A 16,065-nucleotide genomic window follows, 5' to 3' on the forward strand; every position below is an offset into this window, starting at 1 on the left:
CCGACAAGCTGGGGGCTACCAGGTCTCGCGGTAGGGCCGCACCTCGGCGAGGAACGACCAGGCGCTTTTCGGCTGGTGAGCCAGGTGGAAGATCTCGCCGGCGATGTCGTCCGGGGCGATGAAGAAGTCGTCGGGCGCCTCCTTCCAGCGTTCGCGGGTCCAGGGGACGTCGATCACCGCGTCGATCACCAGATAGGCGACATGCACGCCTTTGGGCCCGACCTCGCGGGCGATGGCTTCGGCCAGGATGCGCTGGGCGGCCTTGGTCGGGGCGAAGCCGGCGAAGCTCGCCTTGCCGCGCAGGGCCGAGGTGTTGCCGGTGACGATCAGCGCGCCGCCGCCGGCCTCGATCATCCTCGGCGTCACCTGACGGGCCAGGTGATAGAGCGCCATGACGTTGGTCGCGAAGTTCTGCTCCAGCACGGCCGGGTCGATGTCGAGGTAGTTGCCGAACGCCCCGCCGACCGCGTTATGGACCACGACTTTCGGCGTGCCGAAGCGGACGATGAGATCGTCCACGGCGGCAGTCAGCGCCCCGGCGTCGGAGACGTCGACCGGCACGGCGACGGCTTCCGGGATCTCCTGGGCCAGGGCGGCCAGGCGGTCGAAGTCGCGGGCCAGCATGGCCACGCGGTAGCCGTCGGCGGCGAACCTGCGGACGATCGAGGCTCCGGTCCCGGGGCCGACCCCGGTGACGATGGCGAGCGGTTTCATCTGGGCGTTCCTTCTGGGAGAGAGAGGACCTAGGCCGCGAGCGCGCGGCGTAGGAAGTCGAGGCGGTCGTTGCCGAAGAACAGCAGGCCGCCTTCGGTGACGAAGCTGGGCGCGCCGAAGACCCCGGCTTCGACCGCCGCGGCGGTGCCCTCCTCCAGCTCGGCGGCGCGTTCGGGGGCGTCGATCAGGTCCGCGGTGACGCCGAGGTCGGCGAGCAGGGCGGCGACGTCTTCCGAGGCGGCGAGCGGCGCGTCGCCGGCCCACATGGCTCGGAACAGCCGGCGGGCTGCCTCCTCGCCATGACCGAGCTTGCGGGCGGCCAGGGCGGCGTGCAGCAGCCGCGGCCCGTCGATGCCGCTCATGCCGGGATTGGGACTGAGCTGGGCGCCGTAGAGCGCGGCCCAGCGGCCGAGGTCCTGGCGGGCATAGGCCTGCTTGGGCTTGCAGATGACGGTGGTCGGCACGTTGCCGACCCGCTTCATGGTCTCCAGCACGTCGAACGGCCGCCAGTCGAACTCGCCGGGCAGGTCGTCCAGCTGGGTGCTGGCCAGGTAGCTGTAGGGGCTGCGGAAATCGAAGAAGAAGCGCGTGCGCGTCAGGGCGTCGGTCATGGGTTTCCTCCAAGCAGTTTCTTGAGGCCGGGGGCCGCGGCCGGGCCGGGGCGTAGGCGGGCCCGCTCGCGCGGCACCGGCTGGCCGGTCTCGGCGTCGACCAGCGCCAGCACCAGCGGATGGCCGCTCGCGCCGTCGACCAGTTCGATGGTCGCCGCGCCCAGGCCGTTGGCGTCCCAGCGGTCGCCCCATTCGCGCAGGGCGGTGACCACCTTCCAGAGGTCGGCGCCCTTGTCGGTCAGCCGGTAGTCGTGGCGGGGGGGATTGTCCTGGTAGGGGCGGCGCTCGACCAGGCCGGTGCTCTCCAGGTGCTTGAGGCGGCTCGAGAGCGTGGTGTTCGGCATGCCGGTCGAGGCCTGCAGCTCGTCGTACTTCGACAGGCCCAGCGCCAGGTCGCGCAGCAGCAGCACCGCCCAGCGGTCGCCGATCGCCTCGAGCGCGCCGGCGACGGAACAGGTCATGCCGGCGAAGGACTTGGCGCGCATTGGTTGGGCTCCTCAGTAACTCTTATTATTGGAGTTAATGGGCGCGGGGCCGGACGCAAGGGGAGCGGCGTTGAATTTCCCTCTCCCCGCTTTCGGGGACAGAGAACAGATACTCGTTCTTCTGGCGGGGAGGGGCCAAACGAAAAGCGGCGGCTGGATCGCTCCAGCCGCCGCTTGAATTCGGAGGTGTCCGAAAGCCTTAGGCTTCGGTGGTCTCGGTGTTGCGGGCGGTCTGGCGCTCGGCGATCCGGGCCGACTTACCGCGACGGTCGCGCAGGTAGTAGAGCTTGGCGCGACGGACGACGCCGCGACGCTTCACTTCGATGGATTCGATGTTCGGGGAGTGCAGCGGGAACACGCGTTCCACGCCTTCGCCGAAGGAGATCTTGCGGACGGTGAAGCTCTCGTTGATGCCGCCGCCCTGACGGCCGATGCAGACGCCTTCGTAGGCCTGCACGCGTTCACGATCGCCTTCCTTGATCTTCACGTTCACGCGCAGGGTGTCGCCGGCTTGGAAGTCCGGGATCGAGCGGGTGGCGATGAGGCGATCGGCCTCTTCTTTTTCGAGCTGCTGAATGATGTTCATGTCAGTCGTCCTTGTCCTACTGGGCTTTACTCGCCCTTTGCCTGTTGATTGGCGAGATGCGCCGCCCAGAGGTCCGGACGTCGTTCCCGCGTGGCCGCTTCGCGCTGGCTCCGCCGCCACTTGCCGATATCGGCGTGGTGACCGCTGAGCAGTACGGGCGGTATCTCAAGCCCCTCGAATTCCCGCGGTCTGGTGTACTGCGGGTGCTCCAGGAGCCCGTCCTCGAAACTCTCTTCACTCAAGCTTTCGGCCTGGCCGAGGACGCCGGGCACGAGCCTTACGCACGCTTCGATCGCCACCAGGGACGCCGCCTCGCCGCCGGCGAGGACCGCGTCTCCGACGCTGATCTCCTCGAACCCCCGGGCGTCGATCACCCGCTGGTCCACCCCTTCGAACCGACCGGCCAGGACGATCAGTCCCGGGCCCTTGGCCCACTCACTCACGCGCGCCTGGGTCAGGGGCCGACCCCGTGCGCTCATGTACAAAAGCGGCCGTCCCCGCCGATCCACGCTGTCCAGCGCGGCTGCGATGACGTCCGCCCGCATAACCTGTCCAGGACCGCCACCGGCAGGGGTGTCGTCGAGGAAGCCGCGCTTATCCTTGGAAAATTGGCGAATGTCCACCGTTTCCAGAGTCCACAGACCGTGCTCGCGCCAGGCCGTGCCGATCAGCGAGACGCCGAGCGGGCCGGGATAGGCCTCGGGAAACATGGTCAGGACGGTGGCGTCGAAGGACATGGGCGGCTTTTGGACCATTGGGCGTTGAAATTCCACTGACGTCCGGGCCGCATGCGTCCCAGCCTGATTGCGGAGGGCCGGCGCGTCCGCGCGCAAATCGAGATGGCGCTTAGGGGATCGGCCAACTTGCCGGAACGCCGCTATCGGCTTAAGCCGGTGCCTTTCGCAGTTGCAGCATTTTTAGAGATCCGATGGAAACGCCCGAAATCCTCACCGAGACCCTGGCCCTCGAACGTATCGAGGTGAACACCTTCCGCGGCGTTTCGCCCGAGGACGGACCGGGCCGGATCTTCGGCGGCCAGGTGATCGCCCAGTCGCTGCTGGCGGCCTATGAGACGGTCGAGGAGCGGATCTGCCACTCCCTGCACTGCTACTTCATCCGACCGGGCGACCCGCGGATCCCGATCCTGTTCGAGGTCGACCGCTCGCGCGACGGCGGCACCTTCACCACCCGCCGGGTGATCGCGGTGCAGAACGGCAAGCAGATCTTCAACCTCGCCGCCTCGTTCCAGGTCGCCGAAGACGGCTTCGAGCACCAGGCGCCGATGCCGGCCGTGCGTAGCGCGGGCGACATGGCGCAGGAGGCCGAGGCCCACAAGAGGGCCGTGCTGGACGGCATGAGCGAAGAGATGCGCCGGATGATGAACCGGCCGCGCCCGATCGAGATGGTCGGCCGCGACAACTACGGCTTCGGCCGCAAGCCCAAGCCGAGCGAGCCCAAGAGCGACACCTGGATGCGGGCGGTGGCCCCGATCGGCGACGACGCGCGCATGCACCAAGTGATCCTGGCCTACGCCTCGGACATGAATCTCTTGTCGACCGCGATGCGCCCGCACGGGGTGGCCTGGCAGACGCCGGGCCTGCAGTCGGCCAGCCTCGACCACGCGATGTGGTTCCACAAGGCTTCGAACTTCAACGACTGGCACCTCTACACCCAGGACAGCCCCAGCGCCTCGGGCGGCCGCGGCTTCGTGCGCGGCGCGATCTACGGCCAGGACGGGACGCTTGTCGCCTCGGTGGCCCAGGAAGGCCTGATGCGGATGAAGAAGTAGTCCCAAATGGCGGCGAGCTCGCGCTTGCCGCCTTTGTTTTCCGACTGTTAGGCTCGGCGCTTCCTCGGAGGGGGCGTGCGAGTGTTCGGACAGTTCCTCAGTGAGTTGAAGCGTCGAAACGTCATTCGTGTAGCTGCGCTCTATACGGTGACCGCCTGGGGGATTTTCCAGGTCGCCAAGACGATCTTCGAGACCCTCGATTTTCCCAAGTGGACCAGCCAGGCGGCCCTGGTGGTGCTCGCGCTCGGCCTGCCCATCACCGCGATCATCGCCTGGGCGTTCGAACGCGCGCCGGACGGAAGCATTCACCGCACGACCCTGCCCGAAGGCGAGGAGGCCCCGCCGAGGACGGGGCTGACCCGGATGGACGTCATGCTGCTGGGCGGCATGGGCCTGGTGCTCGGGGTGACCGCGGCCACGGTCAGCGGGGTGATGCGCGGCGGGCCGCTGCAGATGCTGGGCGGACCGCCAGACAAGTCGGTGGCGGTGCTGCCGTTCACGACCTTCAGCCGGGCGCAGGACGCCGAGTATTTCGCCGACGGCCTGACCGAGGAGGTGATCAACAGCCTGGCTCAGTCGCCGGAGCTGAAGGTCGCCGGCCGCACCTCCAGCTTCTATTTCAAGGGCAAGAACCAGGACCTGCGCGAGGTCGGCAAGAAGTTGGGCGTCGCGCACGTGGTCGAGGGCAGCGTGCGGCGCGAGGGCGATCGCCTGCGCGTCACCTGCCAGCTGGTCGCCTGCAAGGACGGCTTCCACCTGTGGTCGGAGACCTATGACCGCCAGATGATCGACGCCCTCGCCCTGCAGACCGAGATCGGCGAAGCGGTGGCCGAGGCGATGAAGGTCAAGCTGGCCCTGCGCGGCGCGCGGCCCGGCGGGGAGCCGCGGAACCCGGACGCCTACGCCCTGCAGCTCACCTCGATGGCGCAGCTGCGCCGCCAGGATCCGGAGTCGCTGAAGCAGGCGCGGACGGGGTTCGAAAAACTGATGGACCTGGAGCCGCGGAACGCCGCGGCCTTCGCCGGCTACGCCCAGGCGACGATGGTGCTGGCCCAGCAGGGCCTGTCGATGGACATAGGCGAGGCCGGCCGTGTCGCGCAGGGGGCGATCGACAAGGCGGTGCAGCTCGATCCGGAGTCGCCGGACGTCTGGATGGCCAAGGCGATGATCGCCCGCGTGCAGAGCATCCGGATCGGCGGTCCCCAGTACGAGAAGGCGTTCGACGAGGCCATCGCCCGCACCCTGAAGCTGGCCCCTAACAAGCCCGAGGCGCTGAGCGCCAAGGCCTCGCGGCTGAATGACCTGGGCCAGTCGGAGCAGGCGGTGGTGTTCGGGCGCAAGGCCCTGACCCTCGATCCGCTGAACCGCTCGACGATCATGACCTACGGCAAGGCGCTGATGAACATCGGCCAGCTGGACGAGTCCGAGCGCCAGTTCCATTCGGCCACCGAGCTCTACCCCGACTACGAACAGGCCAAGTACCAGCTGGCCATGGTGCTGACCGAGAAGGGCCGGTTCGATGAGGCCGAGCCGTGGCTGAAGGCGATCGCCGACGGCCAGGACCCATTCATCTCGCTCCAGACCTCATGGGTCTACATGAACCTCGGCCTGCGTGACGACGCCGATGCGGTGCTCCGGGCGATCAGCGAGTCGCCAGCCAAGGAGCTGGGAGAGATCACGATCCTCTGCAATCGCGGCGACTGGCCAGGCGCGCTGGCCATGGGCCGTTCGCTGATGGCCAAGGACGACGAGCCGTTCTGGCCGATGGTGGTGTTCCAAACCTCGGTGATGACCGGCAAGTACGCCGAGGGCGTCGCGGCGCTGAAGAAGCTGCGACCGGACATCTTCTCGCCGGAGCCGGCGGTGACCGGGCTGGACCTGGCCATGCCGACCGTGGCGGCGCATGCGCTGAACCGAACGGGCGACCGGGCGCAGGCCAAGCGGCTGCTGGACGAGGTGCTGAAGGTGACCGCGCCGACACCGGGGCAACGGCCGCCGAACGACTGGCTCGTCGCCCGGGCCAAGGTGTTCGCCGAGAAGGGCATGCGGGCCGAGGCGATCGCGGCGCTGGAGAGCGCCTATCAGAACGGCTGGCGCGGCATCTTCCTGTGGGACGAGAGCCTGTGGCTCGACCAGCAGCCGAACCTGGCGGCGCTGCGCGAAGATCCGGCGATCCAGGCGCTGATGGCCAAGGCGCGGGCCGACCTCGCGCGGCAGCGCGAGGCGGTGCTGGCCCAGCGGGCCTGACCGCCGCGGCTCAGGACGCCGGCTGCAGCGGGCGCGTGTAGGTGGCGAGGTCGAAGTAGTCGCGCCAGACCTTGATCTTGCCGTCCTGCATCTCGAATACGCCGCAGCATGGCAGGTCGACGGCGGTTTCCCCGACCATGGTGCGGTCCAGCCGCTCGGCGATCACCACGTCGCCGCGCGAGATCAGGTTGAGCACGTCCCACTGGGTCGACGTCCAGCCGCGCACGAACCCGGCGATGAAGGCGCGCAGGTTCTCGCGGCCTGTGACCGGCCGGGTGGGCATGTTGTAGTAGGTGCCGTCGTCGGTGAAGAAGCCGGTCAGCTCATCGGGGTCGAGCCGCGACCAGGCCGCGATAAAGTCGCGAATGGTCTGTTCGTTCTGGTCCATGGTCGCTCTCCCCGACTGGTTGTTTGGTGCAACCTAGCCTTTTGCTTGGGCGGAGCGCCAGGGTCAGTCTTCCTCGCGGCCTTCGTTCGGGTCGGCCTCAATGACCGGCGGCGGCTCGGCGATCAGCCTGCCCTCGGCGATGCGGACTTCCGGCACCGCCTCGCGCGTGAAGGGCAGCCACCAGCTGGCCCCGGCCTTCGGCTGAATCTCGAGCAGGTCGCCGGCGCCGAAGTCCTGGACGGTCTTGACCTTGCCCAGCAGCTCGCCGGCCGCGGTCTCGACAGCGAGGCCGATGAGGTCGGCGAGATAGAACTCGTCCTCGTCGGTCGGCGGCAGGCTTTCGCGGGAAATGTAGAGCTTGAGGCCGCGTAGGGCTTCAGCAGCGTTGCGGTCGTCCACGCCCTTGAGGCGGGCGACGATCCCGCCCTTGGTCGGGCGGGCCGAGGCGATGGTCAGGGCGGGCGAGCCGTCCTGACGCATCAAGGTCTTGTAGTTCGCCAGGGCCATGGGGTCGGCGGTGAAGGTGGTGACCTTCACCTCGCCGCGTACGCCATGGGCGGCGCCGACCTGGGCGACGAAAATCAGATTGTGCGTTTCGTCGCCCATGTCGGGTTCGAGTTAGCCTTCGGTTTGTTCCGGGGCGGCTTCTTCAGCGGCCGGAGCTTCGGCGGCCGGGGCTTCCTCAGCCGGAGCGGCTTCCGGTTCCGGAGCCGGCTGGGCGGCGGCTTCGGCAGCGGCGGCGGCGCGGTCGGCTTCGCGTTGAGCGCGCTCTTCAGCGCGTTCCTTGGCCTTGCGGCCCGGCTCGGCCTTGTTCGGGTTGTTGCCGGCTTGCCACTTCACCAGGCCTTCGTTGGCCAGGAAGCGGGCGACGCGGTCGGTCGGCTGGGCGCCCTTGGCGAGCCACGCCTGGATCGACTCGACCTTCAGGGTGACGCGCGCCGGGTCGTCCTTCTTGAGCATCGGGTTGTAGGCGCCGACCTTCTCGATGAAGCGGCCGTCACGCGGCGAGTGCGAGTCGGCGATGACGATGTTGTAGTAGGGGCGCTTCTTGGCGCCGCCACGGGCGAGACGAATCTTGAGCATGGGTTAGTCCTTTGTAAGCTCTAGGATTTCTTGAATGGGTTGAAGCCCGGCGGCAGATTGCCGAGGCCAGGAAGCTTCGGGCCGCCGGGAGCGCCGAGGCCGGGCAGACCGCCCCCTTGGCTCGCCAGCTTGCCGAGTTCTTCCAGTTGTTTGGGATCGGGGGCCGGCATCTTGCCGCCGCCCAGGGCCTTGAGACGGTCCATGCCGCCGCCGCCCATCATACCGGCCATGCGGGCGAAGCCCTTGCCGCCGTCTCGGCTCATCATCTTGAAGGCGTCGGCCATCTGGCGATGCTGCTTCAGGAGCCGGTTGATCTCGGCCACATCGACCCCGGCGCCGGCGGCGATGCGGCGCTTGCGCGAGGCCTGCAGGATGTCGGGCTTCTTGCGCTCGGCCTTGGTCATCGAGGAGATGATCGCCATCTGGCGGTCGATCATCTTGTCGGAGACATTGGCTTCCGAGAGCTGCTTCTTGACCTTCTGGACGCCCGGCAGCAGGCCCATCAGGCCTTCCATGCCGCCCATCCGCTTCATCTGATTGAACTGCTCGGCCATCATGTCGAGGTCGAACTGTCCCTTGGCCAGCTTCTTGGCCATGGCCTCGGTCTTGGCCACGTCCAGGTCCTGGGCGGCCTTCTCGACCAGGGCGACGACGTCGCCCTGACCCAGGATGCGGCCGGCCACGCGGCGGGCGTCGAAGACGTCGAGGCCTTCGATCTTTTCCGAGACGCCGAGGAACTTGATCGGCAGGCCGGTGACCGCGCGCATCGACAGGGCCGCGCCGCCGCGGCCGTCGCCGTCGGCCCGCGTCAGCACCAGGCCGGTCAGCGGCAGGCGCTCGTGGAAGGCGGTGGCGGTGCGCACCGCGTCCTGGCCGGTCAGGCTGTCGGCGACCAGCAGGGTCTCGGTCGGGCTGGCGATCTTCGCGATCTCGGCCGCCTCGGCCATCATCGCTTCGTCGATGGTGGTGCGGCCGGCGGTGTCGAGGATGACGACGTCGAAGCCCTGCAGCTTGGCTGCGGACATGGCCCGGCGGGCGATGTCGGGCGCCGACTGGCCGGCGACGATCGGCAGGCTCTCGACCCCGGCCTGCTTGGCCAGCAGGGCCAGCTGCTCCATGGCGGCCGGGCGGCGGGTGTCGAGCGAGGCCAGCAGGACCTTCTTGCGGTCCTTGGCCAGCTTCAGCGCCAGCTTGCCGGCGGTGGTGGTCTTACCCGAGCCCTGCAGGCCGGCCATCATGATGACCGTCGGCGGGTTGAGCGCGAGGTTCAGGCCCTCGGCGACATCTCCGCCCAGCATCTCGACCAGGCCGTCATAGGTGATCTTCACCACCTGGTCGGCGGGGCGGATCGAGCGGATCACCTCCTCGCCGGCGGCCCGTTCCTTGGCCTTGGAGATGAACTCGCGGACGACGGGCAGGGCGACGTCGGCCTCGAGCAAGGCGACACGCACCTCGCGCAGGGCTTCGTCGATGTCCTTTTCCGAGAGCACGCCCCGCCCGGAGAGGCGGTCGAAGACCCCGGAAAGCCGATCTGTCAGTGCGTCAAACACGCGAGACTCCTATAGGCCCAAACGCAATCGACCCCCGTGGACGATCACGTCGACGGGGGGCCTCGCCGCCCTCGTCCCACATAAGTCGTGGGGGTCGTGGCGGTGGAGGGCGCGAATGCTATGCGCCAGAAGGGGGCGCTTATGCCCCTGTGGATGCTTTAGGTCAAGGATTTGAAGGGGCGACGCCACGCATTGCGTGGGGGCGCCGCCCGCATGCAGGGTTAGCCCTGCACCACCCACTGGCCGTCGGCGCCCTTGCAGGCGGTGTGGCGCGAGGTTTCCGGCGCGCCGCTCGGGGTGCGGATGGTCTGATCGAAGGTGCGGCAGACTGAATTGCCGCCGGCGTATTGGTTGCCGCCGGCCGGGCGCACCACGGTGTCGGACACGTAACCGATCGCCTGGCCGTCGCGGCCGGCCAGCAGCCAGGGCGTGCCGCTGACCCGGGCCAGGGCGTCGAAGCTCTGGCCGCCCGACAGCTTGCCGACGACCGGCGCGGAGGTGGTCGGCCGGGCGCGGATGTTGACGGCCTTGGGCGCGGTGTAGGGACCGGAGGCGGCCTCGTAGGCGCCCGCCGGCTCGACGCCGCTCGCGAACCGCAGGCCGCTGAGCGAGACCGGCCGACCGCCGCCATTGCCTCCGCCGTTCGAGGTCGAGACCACGCGGACGTCGCCCGAGGCGCCGGTCTCGCTGTTGGACCACGATTGCGAGCCGCCGCGGTCGAGCGCGTACTGGGTGGCGGCCTGGGCCTTCTGCTGGTCGCTGCGCTGCATCCGGCAGCCGATGTACGAGCCGGCCGCCGCGCCGGCCGCGGCGCCGAGCACGGTGCCGAGGGTGCGTTCGTTCTTGGCGAGGTTGCTGCCGACCACGCCGCCGACCAGGCCGCCGATCACCGCGCCGCCGGCCTGCTTGTTGCCGCCCGCGTCGCAGCCGAAGATCGAGGAGAGCGGGCTGCCCTGGCGCAGGGTCGGCTGGGCGCCGGCCGTGGCCGGAAGGGCGAGGGCGACGGCGACGACGGCCGCGGTGACTTGAGAAGGACGCATGACGGGTTTCCTGGAGGACGGGTCGGGGCCCCGGAGCGGGGCGAACAAGCTGCGCCGCAAAAATGCGCCTGCACGGGGTTCCGTTCCATACCCGGCGGCAATCAAAAATCGTATCGGCCCGCCGGCCGGCTGCCGCCACGGCGCCCTTGACCTGACCCCCTGGGCGGGCGGGTAATCGCCGCCGAGCCTCGGAGACAAGACGGCATAAGGGAGAGCGCCATGGAACGGGCCTATGACCTGGTGATCCGGGGCGGGATGCTGGCGGATGGATCGGGCCGCCCGGCTTTCGCGGCCGACGTCGCGGTGAAGGACGGACTGATCGCCGCGGTCGGCCAGGTGGCCGGCGCTGGAGCCGAGGAGATCGACGCCCGCGGCAAGCTGGTGACGCCTGGCTTTGTCGACATCCACACCCACTATGACGGTCAGGCGACCTGGGACCAGCGCATGCAGCCCTCGTCCTGGCACGGGGTGACCACGGTGGTGATGGGCAACTGCGGCGTCGGCTTCGCGCCCTGCCGGCCGGCCGACCACGACCGGCTGGTGCGGCTGATGGAGGGGGTGGAGGACATTCCCTTCCCGGTGCTGACCGAGGGCCTGCCGTGGAACTGGGAGAGCTTCCCCGACTATCTCGACAGCCTGGAGGGCCGCCAGTTCGACGTCGACATCGGCGCTCAGCTGCCGCACGCGGCGCTACGGGTGTTCGTGATGGGCGAGCGCGGCGCCAACCGCGAGGACGCCACGCCCGCCGACATCGCCGCCATGGCCGTCATCGCCAAGGGCGCGGTCGAGGCCGGGGCGCTGGGCTTTTCGACCTCGCGCACGCTCAATCACCGGACCAGCGACGGCCAGCCGACCCCGACCCTGACCGCCTCGGAAGACGAGCTGACCGGGATCGCCATGGGGCTCGCGGCGGCGGGCAAGGGGGCGCTGCAGTTCGTCTCCGATTTCGGCGATCCGGAAGCCGAGTTCGCCATGCTGCGGCGGATCGTCGAGGCCTCGGGGCGGCCGCTGTCGTTCTCGCTGGTCCAGAGCCCGACCCAGCCGGCCCAGTGGCGGCTGCTGCTCGACCGCCTGGAGGAGGCCAGCGAGGCCGGCCTGCCGATGCGGGCCCAGGTCTGCGGGCGACCGGTGGGGGTGTTGTTCGGGCTGGAACTGACGCTCAATCCGTTCACCCACTATCCGAGCTACAAGGCGATCGCCGCGCTGCCGTTGGCGGATCGGGTCGCCAAGCTGGCCGATCCCACATTCCGCGCCCAGTTGCTGAGCGAGGGCAACGAGGCCTCGGCCGCCTTCGCCGCCAACATGACCCAGAACTGGAAGGTCATGTTCCTGATGGGCGAGACGCCCGACTACGAGCAGACGCCGGACCGCACGGTGCTGGCGCTCGCCAATGCACGCGGCGTGCGGCCCGAGGAACTGGCGCTGGACCACATGCTGACGAACGGAGGCCGGGGGATGCTCTACCTGCCGTTCCTCAACTATGCGGGCGGCTCGCTGGACCCGTCGTTCGAGATGCTGAACCACCCTGACACGGTGCCGGGCCTGTCGGACGGCGGGGCGCATGTGGGGATGATCTGCGACGGCTCGTTCCCGACCTCGAACCTGACCCTCTGGACGAGGGACCGCACGCGCGGGCCGAAGCTGGCGCTGGAGGCGATGGTGCGGATGCAGAGCCATGACACCGCCGCCGCTCTGGGCCTGCACGACCGCGGGCTGGTGGCGCCCGGCTACCGCGCCGACCTCAATGTTATCGACTATGAGGGCCTGACCCTGGGCGCGCCGAGCGTCGCCTACGACCTGCCGGCCGGCGGGCGGCGGCTGGTGCAGCGGGCCGACGGCTATGTGGCGACCATCGTGGCCGGCCAGGTCACCTATCGCGACGGCCAGCCGACCGGCGCCTTGCCAGGGCGGCTGCTGCGCGGGGCGCGCGCGGCGCCGGCTGCGATCGCGGCGGAATAGCGCTTTGGCCTGAGCGCCGACGCAGGCCATAAGCCCCGGATGGCCGCCTCCCTCGCGCCGCGTATGGACCTCGACGACACGCCGACCCTGGACGGGGCGCGGGAGATCCTGCGCCGCACGTTCGGGCACGCCGATTTTCGCGGCCGCCAGGCCGAGGTGATCGCCGAGGTGCTGGCCGGGCGCAGCGCCATGGCCGTGCTGCCGACCGGCGGCGGCAAGAGCGTCTGCTATCAGATCCCGGCGATGATGCGCCCCGGCCTCGGGCTGGTGGTCTCGCCGCTGATCGCGCTGATGACCGACCAGGTCGCGGGCCTGCAGCAGTCGGGCGTCGCCGCCGCCAAGCTTGATTCCACCGGCGAGGCCTGGGAGCGGGCCGAGACCTGGGAGAAGATCGACCGCGGCGAGTTGGACCTGCTCTACATCTCGCCGGAAGGGCTGATGCAGCCCTCGATGCTGGATCGGCTGTCGCGGGTGCCGCTGGCGCTGCTGGCCATCGACGAGGCCCACTGCGTCAGCCAGTGGGGCCACGACTTCCGGCCCGAATACCGGATGCTGGGCCGGCTGGCCGACATCTTCCCGAACGTGCCGCGGCTGGCGGTCACCGCCACCGCCGACAACCGCACCCGCGAGGACATCCGCGCCGAACTGCGGCTGGAGGACTCGGCCGAGTTCGTAGCCAGTTTCGCACGGCCGGAACTGGCGTTGTCGGCCGAGCGCAAGCGCGGGGCCGGCCACAAGCGGGTGCTGGAGCTGGTCGCCGCCCGGCCAGGCCGCTCGGGCGTGGTCTATGCCGGGTCGCGCGACGGGGTCGACAAGCTGGCCGAGGCGCTGCGCGGGGCGGGGGTTCCGGCCCTGGCCTACCACGCGGGTCTCGACAAGAACGTCCGCGCCGACCGGCTGGAGAAGTTCCTTGAGGCCGACGAGGCGGTGATGGTCGCGACCATCGCCTTCGGCATGGGCGTCGACAAGCCGGACGTCCGCTATGTGATCCATGCCGATCCCCCGGCCTCGATCGAAGCCTATTGGCAGGAGATCGGCCGCGCCGGGCGCGACGGCGATCCGGCCGAGGGCATCACGCTCTACGGCTCGGCCGACATGGCCTGGGCCTTCCGGCGGCTGGACGGCCGCGACGTCGACGAGAGCGTCAAGCAGGTCCAGGGCCGCAAGGTCCGCCAGCTCTACGCCATGCTGGACGGCACGACCTGCCGCGCCGCCGCGGTGCGCCGCTATTTCGGCGAAGAGGGGGTCAAGGCCTGCGGCCAGTGCGACCTGTGCCTGGGCGAAGTCGAAACGGTGGACGCCACGCGCCCGGCCCAGATGGCGCTTTCGGCGGTGCACCGCATGGGCGGCCGGTTCGGCCGCGGGCGGCTGGTCGATCACCTGCTGGGCAAGACCAAGGATCCGTCGAGCTTCGAGGCGAGCCTCACCACCTTCGGCATTGGCCAGGAGCTGAGCGCCATCGCCTGGCGCGACCTGATCGACCAGCTGCTGTTCGACGGCCTGCTGCGCGAGGACCCTAACGATGGGCGGCCGCTGATCGGGCTGGGCGACGCCGACGGGGTGAAGGCGGTCTATCGCGGCGAGCGGCAGGTTTCGCTGCGCAAACCGCAGGAACCTGAACCGAAGGCGCGGTCCGGCGGCCGGCGCAAGGGCCAGAGCGGCGCGGCGTTGGCGGTCGGCGCCCACGACCAGCCGGTGTTCGAGGCGCTGCGCGCCTGGCGCCGCGACGAGGCCGCGCGCCAGCACCTGCCGCCCTATGTGATCTTCCATGACCGCACCCTGGCTGAGATCGCCGGGCGCAAGCCGTCGGATCTCTCGGCCCTGGGCGCCATTTCCGGCGTCGGCGAGGGCAAGCTGCAGCGCTACGGCGAGGCGGTGCTCGCCGTGCTGCGCGGCATGGACGTCTAGGCCGGCTGCAGGAAGACGTAGCGCTGGTAGGGATCGGCCAGCGCCCAGTCGGAGCCGGCGATCTTCCAGTCCGGATAGTTGGCGGTGATGAAGTCGAGGGTCATCGAGGTGTCGCCGTAGGTCGCTTCGCCCTCGACGGTGTCGCGCTGGTGCGGGACGAAGGCGAAGCCGTCGCGGGCGTGCAGCTCCTTGTAGGTCTCGGCCTTGTCGGCGTAGTCGGGATTGACGTCCCAGTACTCGGGCGCGCGGATGGTGATGGCCAGCAGGCCGTCGTCGGCGATGTGCCGGCGCAGGGCGCCCAGGGCCGCATCGGTGGCCGAGCGCGAGGTGTGGGTGAACACCGAGAAGGCGAAGGCGACGTCGATCGAGCGTTCAGGCGCTGGCAGCGACTTGGGCAGGTAGTCCGACTGCGCCAGATTGCCGATCAGCCCCGCCTCGCGGCATAGGTCGACGGCGAAGTCCCACGGGTCCATCGCCCAGATGCTGGTCGGGTCGGTGTAGTAGTACATCATCCGCGTGATGCGCCCGTAGCCGCAGCCGTAGTCGAGGACGCGGGCCTGGGAGAGCGAGCGGTTGCGGACGGCGGCGTAGTTATAGGCCAGGGCGCGGACGAAGCTGACCGTCTCGCGCAGCAGGGTCAGGCCGGCGTTGCCGGTGAAGTTGCGTTGGGTCTCGTCGCTGGCCATGCGCGGCAGCAGGGCCGACAGGTGCGGCAGGTCCTCGCGCGGCAGGTCGATGATCAGCATCCCGAAGGCGTCGAGCGAGAGCGTGGCGCGCAGCTGGGCCAGCACCTGATCCACGCCGGCCCCGGAGGCGGCGAGAGTTTCGGCGGCGGCGACCGCCTTGGCGTCGTCGGGAGGCAACATGAGTGACTACCTAAGCGAGAAGGAGGAGGGTTCCATAGCGCTGTCCGCGTCCTGTTGGCTACCCGCCCGGGCCCGCACGGTTAAGACCGGCGAAAGGCTCTGGCCCTAACCTCGCGCCAGTCGAGGGGAACGGGCATGGCGATCGCGATCCTGCAGGCGCGGATGAGTTCTTCGCGGCTGCCGGGCAAGGTGATGAAGCCGCTGGCGGGACGGCCGATGGTCGAACGCCAGCTCGAACGCCTGCGCCGCTGCAAGACCCTGAGCCGCCTCGTCGTGGCGACCAGCGACGATCCCAGCGACGACGCGCTGGCGAGCTTCCTTGCGGACATCGGCGTCGAGGTCCATCGCGGGCCGCTGGCCGACGTGCTGGGCCGCTATGTCGGGGCTATCGAGACGCTGGGGATCAGCGGCCAGGTCGTGCGGCTGACCGCCGACTGCCCGCTGGCCGACCCGGGCGTGATCGACGATTGCGTTCGGCTGCAGGCCAGCCTGGGTGTCGACTACTGCTCGAACGGCCGCAACCGCACCTATCCGCGCGGGCTGGACGTCGAGGTGTTCGATGCGCAGGACCTGCTGACCGCCGGGCGGCAGGCGACCGATCCCTATGACCGCGAGCACGTGACGCCGTTCCTCTATCGCCCCGGCGCGCCCTTCACCCAGGGCGAGCTGGTTCAAGACCGCGACGAGAGCGCACTGCGCTGGACCGTCGACACGCCCGAGGACTACGCCTTCGTCGAGAAGGTCTATGCGGCGCTCTATCCCACCAAGCCGGACTTCACGTCCGACGACATCCGGGCCCTGCCCTTCTCCCACTTCGAACCTGACACCTAGGAGCCTTC

At 69.5% G+C, this 16,065-nt stretch carries 16 protein-coding genes; 5 read left to right on the forward strand and 11 right to left on the reverse strand.

Annotation, left to right across the window (positions count from 1 at the left end):
* Window positions 1-15 precede the first annotated feature (15 nt).
* From O4N75_RS01645 to trmD, 5 genes are all read right to left on the reverse strand, one after another.
* Window positions 16-714: an SDR family NAD(P)-dependent oxidoreductase gene (locus O4N75_RS01645; RefSeq protein WP_269627663.1), complete on the reverse strand. Its 699-nt coding sequence runs from the start codon at window positions 712-714 to the stop codon at window positions 16-18.
* Window positions 715-743: 29 nt separating this feature from the next.
* Window positions 744-1,325: a 2-hydroxychromene-2-carboxylate isomerase gene (locus tag O4N75_RS01650; RefSeq protein WP_269627664.1), complete on the reverse strand. Its 582-nt coding sequence runs from the start codon at window positions 1,323-1,325 to the stop codon at window positions 744-746.
* A complete protein-coding gene (locus tag O4N75_RS01655; protein ID WP_269627665.1) occupies window positions 1,322-1,810 on the reverse strand; it encodes a helix-turn-helix domain-containing protein in 489 nt (162 codons plus the stop codon). Before O4N75_RS01655 ends, O4N75_RS01650 begins: the two co-directional genes overlap by 4 nt.
* Window positions 1,811-2,009: 199 nt before the next feature.
* On the reverse strand, window positions 2,010-2,396 hold the full coding sequence (gene rplS / locus O4N75_RS01660; protein ID WP_267231919.1) for a 50S ribosomal protein L19: 387 nt from the start codon (window positions 2,394-2,396) through the stop codon (window positions 2,010-2,012).
* Between the two features lie 26 nt (window positions 2,397-2,422).
* Window positions 2,423-3,133 (reverse strand): tRNA (guanosine(37)-N1)-methyltransferase TrmD, encoded by a 711-nt coding sequence (trmD, locus tag O4N75_RS01665; RefSeq protein WP_269627666.1) that lies wholly within the window; start codon window positions 3,131-3,133, stop codon window positions 2,423-2,425.
* A gap of 191 nt (window positions 3,134-3,324) precedes the next feature.
* Here trmD and O4N75_RS01670 point away from each other — a divergent pair, with 191 nt between their 5' ends.
* Together O4N75_RS01670 and O4N75_RS01675 are read left to right on the forward strand one after the other, a co-directional pair.
* The gene (locus O4N75_RS01670) at window positions 3,325-4,185 is read left to right on the forward strand and encodes an acyl-CoA thioesterase II (RefSeq protein WP_269627667.1); all 861 of its coding nucleotides are present in this window, start codon (window positions 3,325-3,327) and stop codon (window positions 4,183-4,185) included.
* A gap of 81 nt (window positions 4,186-4,266) precedes the next feature.
* Window positions 4,267-6,432 carry a tetratricopeptide repeat protein gene (locus tag O4N75_RS01675; RefSeq protein WP_269627668.1) on the forward strand — a complete coding sequence of 722 codons (2,166 nt, stop codon included), beginning with the start codon at window positions 4,267-4,269 and terminating at the stop codon, window positions 6,430-6,432.
* A gap of 10 nt (window positions 6,433-6,442) precedes the next feature.
* On the opposite strand, the gene O4N75_RS01680 is transcribed toward O4N75_RS01675, so the two are convergent.
* The 5 genes from O4N75_RS01680 to O4N75_RS01700 form a co-directional block, all read right to left on the reverse strand.
* Entirely contained in the window at window positions 6,443-6,820 is a 378-nt protein-coding gene (locus tag O4N75_RS01680; RefSeq protein ID WP_269627669.1) for a limonene-1,2-epoxide hydrolase family protein, read from the reverse strand.
* Window positions 6,821-6,883: 63 nt separating this feature from the next.
* On the reverse strand, window positions 6,884-7,426 hold the full coding sequence (rimM, locus tag O4N75_RS01685; protein ID WP_269627670.1) for a ribosome maturation factor RimM: 543 nt from the start codon (window positions 7,424-7,426) through the stop codon (window positions 6,884-6,886).
* A 12-nt stretch (window positions 7,427-7,438) separates the two neighbouring features.
* Window positions 7,439-7,903 (reverse strand): 30S ribosomal protein S16, encoded by a 465-nt coding sequence (gene rpsP, locus O4N75_RS01690; RefSeq protein WP_269627671.1) that lies wholly within the window; start codon window positions 7,901-7,903, stop codon window positions 7,439-7,441.
* Window positions 7,904-7,923: 20 nt separating this feature from the next.
* Window positions 7,924-9,453 carry a signal recognition particle protein gene (gene ffh / locus O4N75_RS01695; protein WP_269627672.1) on the reverse strand — a complete coding sequence of 510 codons (1,530 nt, stop codon included), beginning with the start codon at window positions 9,451-9,453 and terminating at the stop codon, window positions 7,924-7,926.
* A 221-nt stretch (window positions 9,454-9,674) separates the two neighbouring features.
* Window positions 9,675-10,493, reverse strand: a complete 819-nt coding sequence (locus tag O4N75_RS01700; RefSeq protein WP_269627673.1) for an SH3 domain-containing protein — start codon at window positions 10,491-10,493, stop codon at window positions 9,675-9,677.
* Window positions 10,494-10,712: 219 nt separating this feature from the next.
* Between O4N75_RS01700 and O4N75_RS01705 the strand changes: the two genes are divergently transcribed.
* Together O4N75_RS01705 and recQ are read left to right on the forward strand one after the other, a co-directional pair.
* The gene (locus O4N75_RS01705; protein WP_269627674.1) at window positions 10,713-12,452 is read left to right on the forward strand and encodes an amidohydrolase family protein; all 1,740 of its coding nucleotides are present in this window, start codon (window positions 10,713-10,715) and stop codon (window positions 12,450-12,452) included.
* Between the two features lie 63 nt (window positions 12,453-12,515).
* Entirely contained in the window at window positions 12,516-14,360 is a 1,845-nt protein-coding gene (recQ, locus tag O4N75_RS01710) for a DNA helicase RecQ (protein WP_269629421.1), read from the forward strand.
* On the opposite strand, the gene O4N75_RS01715 is transcribed toward recQ, so the two are convergent.
* Window positions 14,357-15,226 (reverse strand): class I SAM-dependent methyltransferase, encoded by an 870-nt coding sequence (locus O4N75_RS01715; RefSeq protein ID WP_269627675.1) that lies wholly within the window; start codon window positions 15,224-15,226, stop codon window positions 14,357-14,359. The genes recQ and O4N75_RS01715 overlap by 4 nt on opposite strands.
* A gap of 135 nt (window positions 15,227-15,361) precedes the next feature.
* On the opposite strand from O4N75_RS01715, the gene O4N75_RS01720 reads away from it, so the two are divergent.
* A complete protein-coding gene (locus tag O4N75_RS01720) occupies window positions 15,362-16,057 on the forward strand; it encodes a glycosyltransferase family protein (protein ID WP_269627676.1) in 696 nt (231 codons plus the stop codon).
* Window positions 16,058-16,065 lie beyond the last annotated feature (8 nt).

The sequence above is a fragment of the Phenylobacterium sp. NIBR 498073 genome (genome assembly GCF_027286305.1).
Classification (GTDB): domain Bacteria; phylum Pseudomonadota; class Alphaproteobacteria; order Caulobacterales; family Caulobacteraceae; genus Phenylobacterium.

Coding starts and splice junctions, on each gene's coding strand:
- O4N75_RS01645 (WP_269627663.1), bottom strand. CDS start 714: ATGAAACCGCTCGCCATCGTCACCGGGGTCGGCCCCGGGACCGGAGCC.
- O4N75_RS01650 (WP_269627664.1), bottom strand. CDS start 1,325: ATGACCGACGCCCTGACGCGCACGCGCTTCTTCTTCGATTTCCGCAGC.
- O4N75_RS01655 (WP_269627665.1), bottom strand. CDS start 1,810: ATGCGCGCCAAGTCCTTCGCCGGCATGACCTGTTCCGTCGCCGGCGCG.
- rplS (WP_267231919.1), bottom strand. CDS start 2,396: ATGAACATCATTCAGCAGCTCGAAAAAGAAGAGGCCGATCGCCTCATC.
- trmD (WP_269627666.1), bottom strand. CDS start 3,133: ATGTCCTTCGACGCCACCGTCCTGACCATGTTTCCCGAGGCCTATCCC.
- O4N75_RS01670 (WP_269627667.1), top strand. CDS start 3,325: ATGGAAACGCCCGAAATCCTCACCGAGACCCTGGCCCTCGAACGTATC.
- O4N75_RS01680 (WP_269627669.1), bottom strand. CDS start 6,820: ATGGACCAGAACGAACAGACCATTCGCGACTTTATCGCGGCCTGGTCG.
- rimM (WP_269627670.1), bottom strand. CDS start 7,426: ATGGGCGACGAAACGCACAATCTGATTTTCGTCGCCCAGGTCGGCGCC.
- rpsP (WP_269627671.1), bottom strand. CDS start 7,903: ATGCTCAAGATTCGTCTCGCCCGTGGCGGCGCCAAGAAGCGCCCCTAC.
- O4N75_RS01700 (WP_269627673.1), bottom strand. CDS start 10,493: ATGCGTCCTTCTCAAGTCACCGCGGCCGTCGTCGCCGTCGCCCTCGCC.
- O4N75_RS01705 (WP_269627674.1), top strand. CDS start 10,713: ATGGAACGGGCCTATGACCTGGTGATCCGGGGCGGGATGCTGGCGGAT.
- recQ (WP_269629421.1), top strand. CDS start 12,516: ATGGACCTCGACGACACGCCGACCCTGGACGGGGCGCGGGAGATCCTG.
- O4N75_RS01715 (WP_269627675.1), bottom strand. CDS start 15,226: ATGTTGCCTCCCGACGACGCCAAGGCGGTCGCCGCCGCCGAAACTCTC.
- O4N75_RS01720 (WP_269627676.1), top strand. CDS start 15,362: ATGGCGATCGCGATCCTGCAGGCGCGGATGAGTTCTTCGCGGCTGCCG.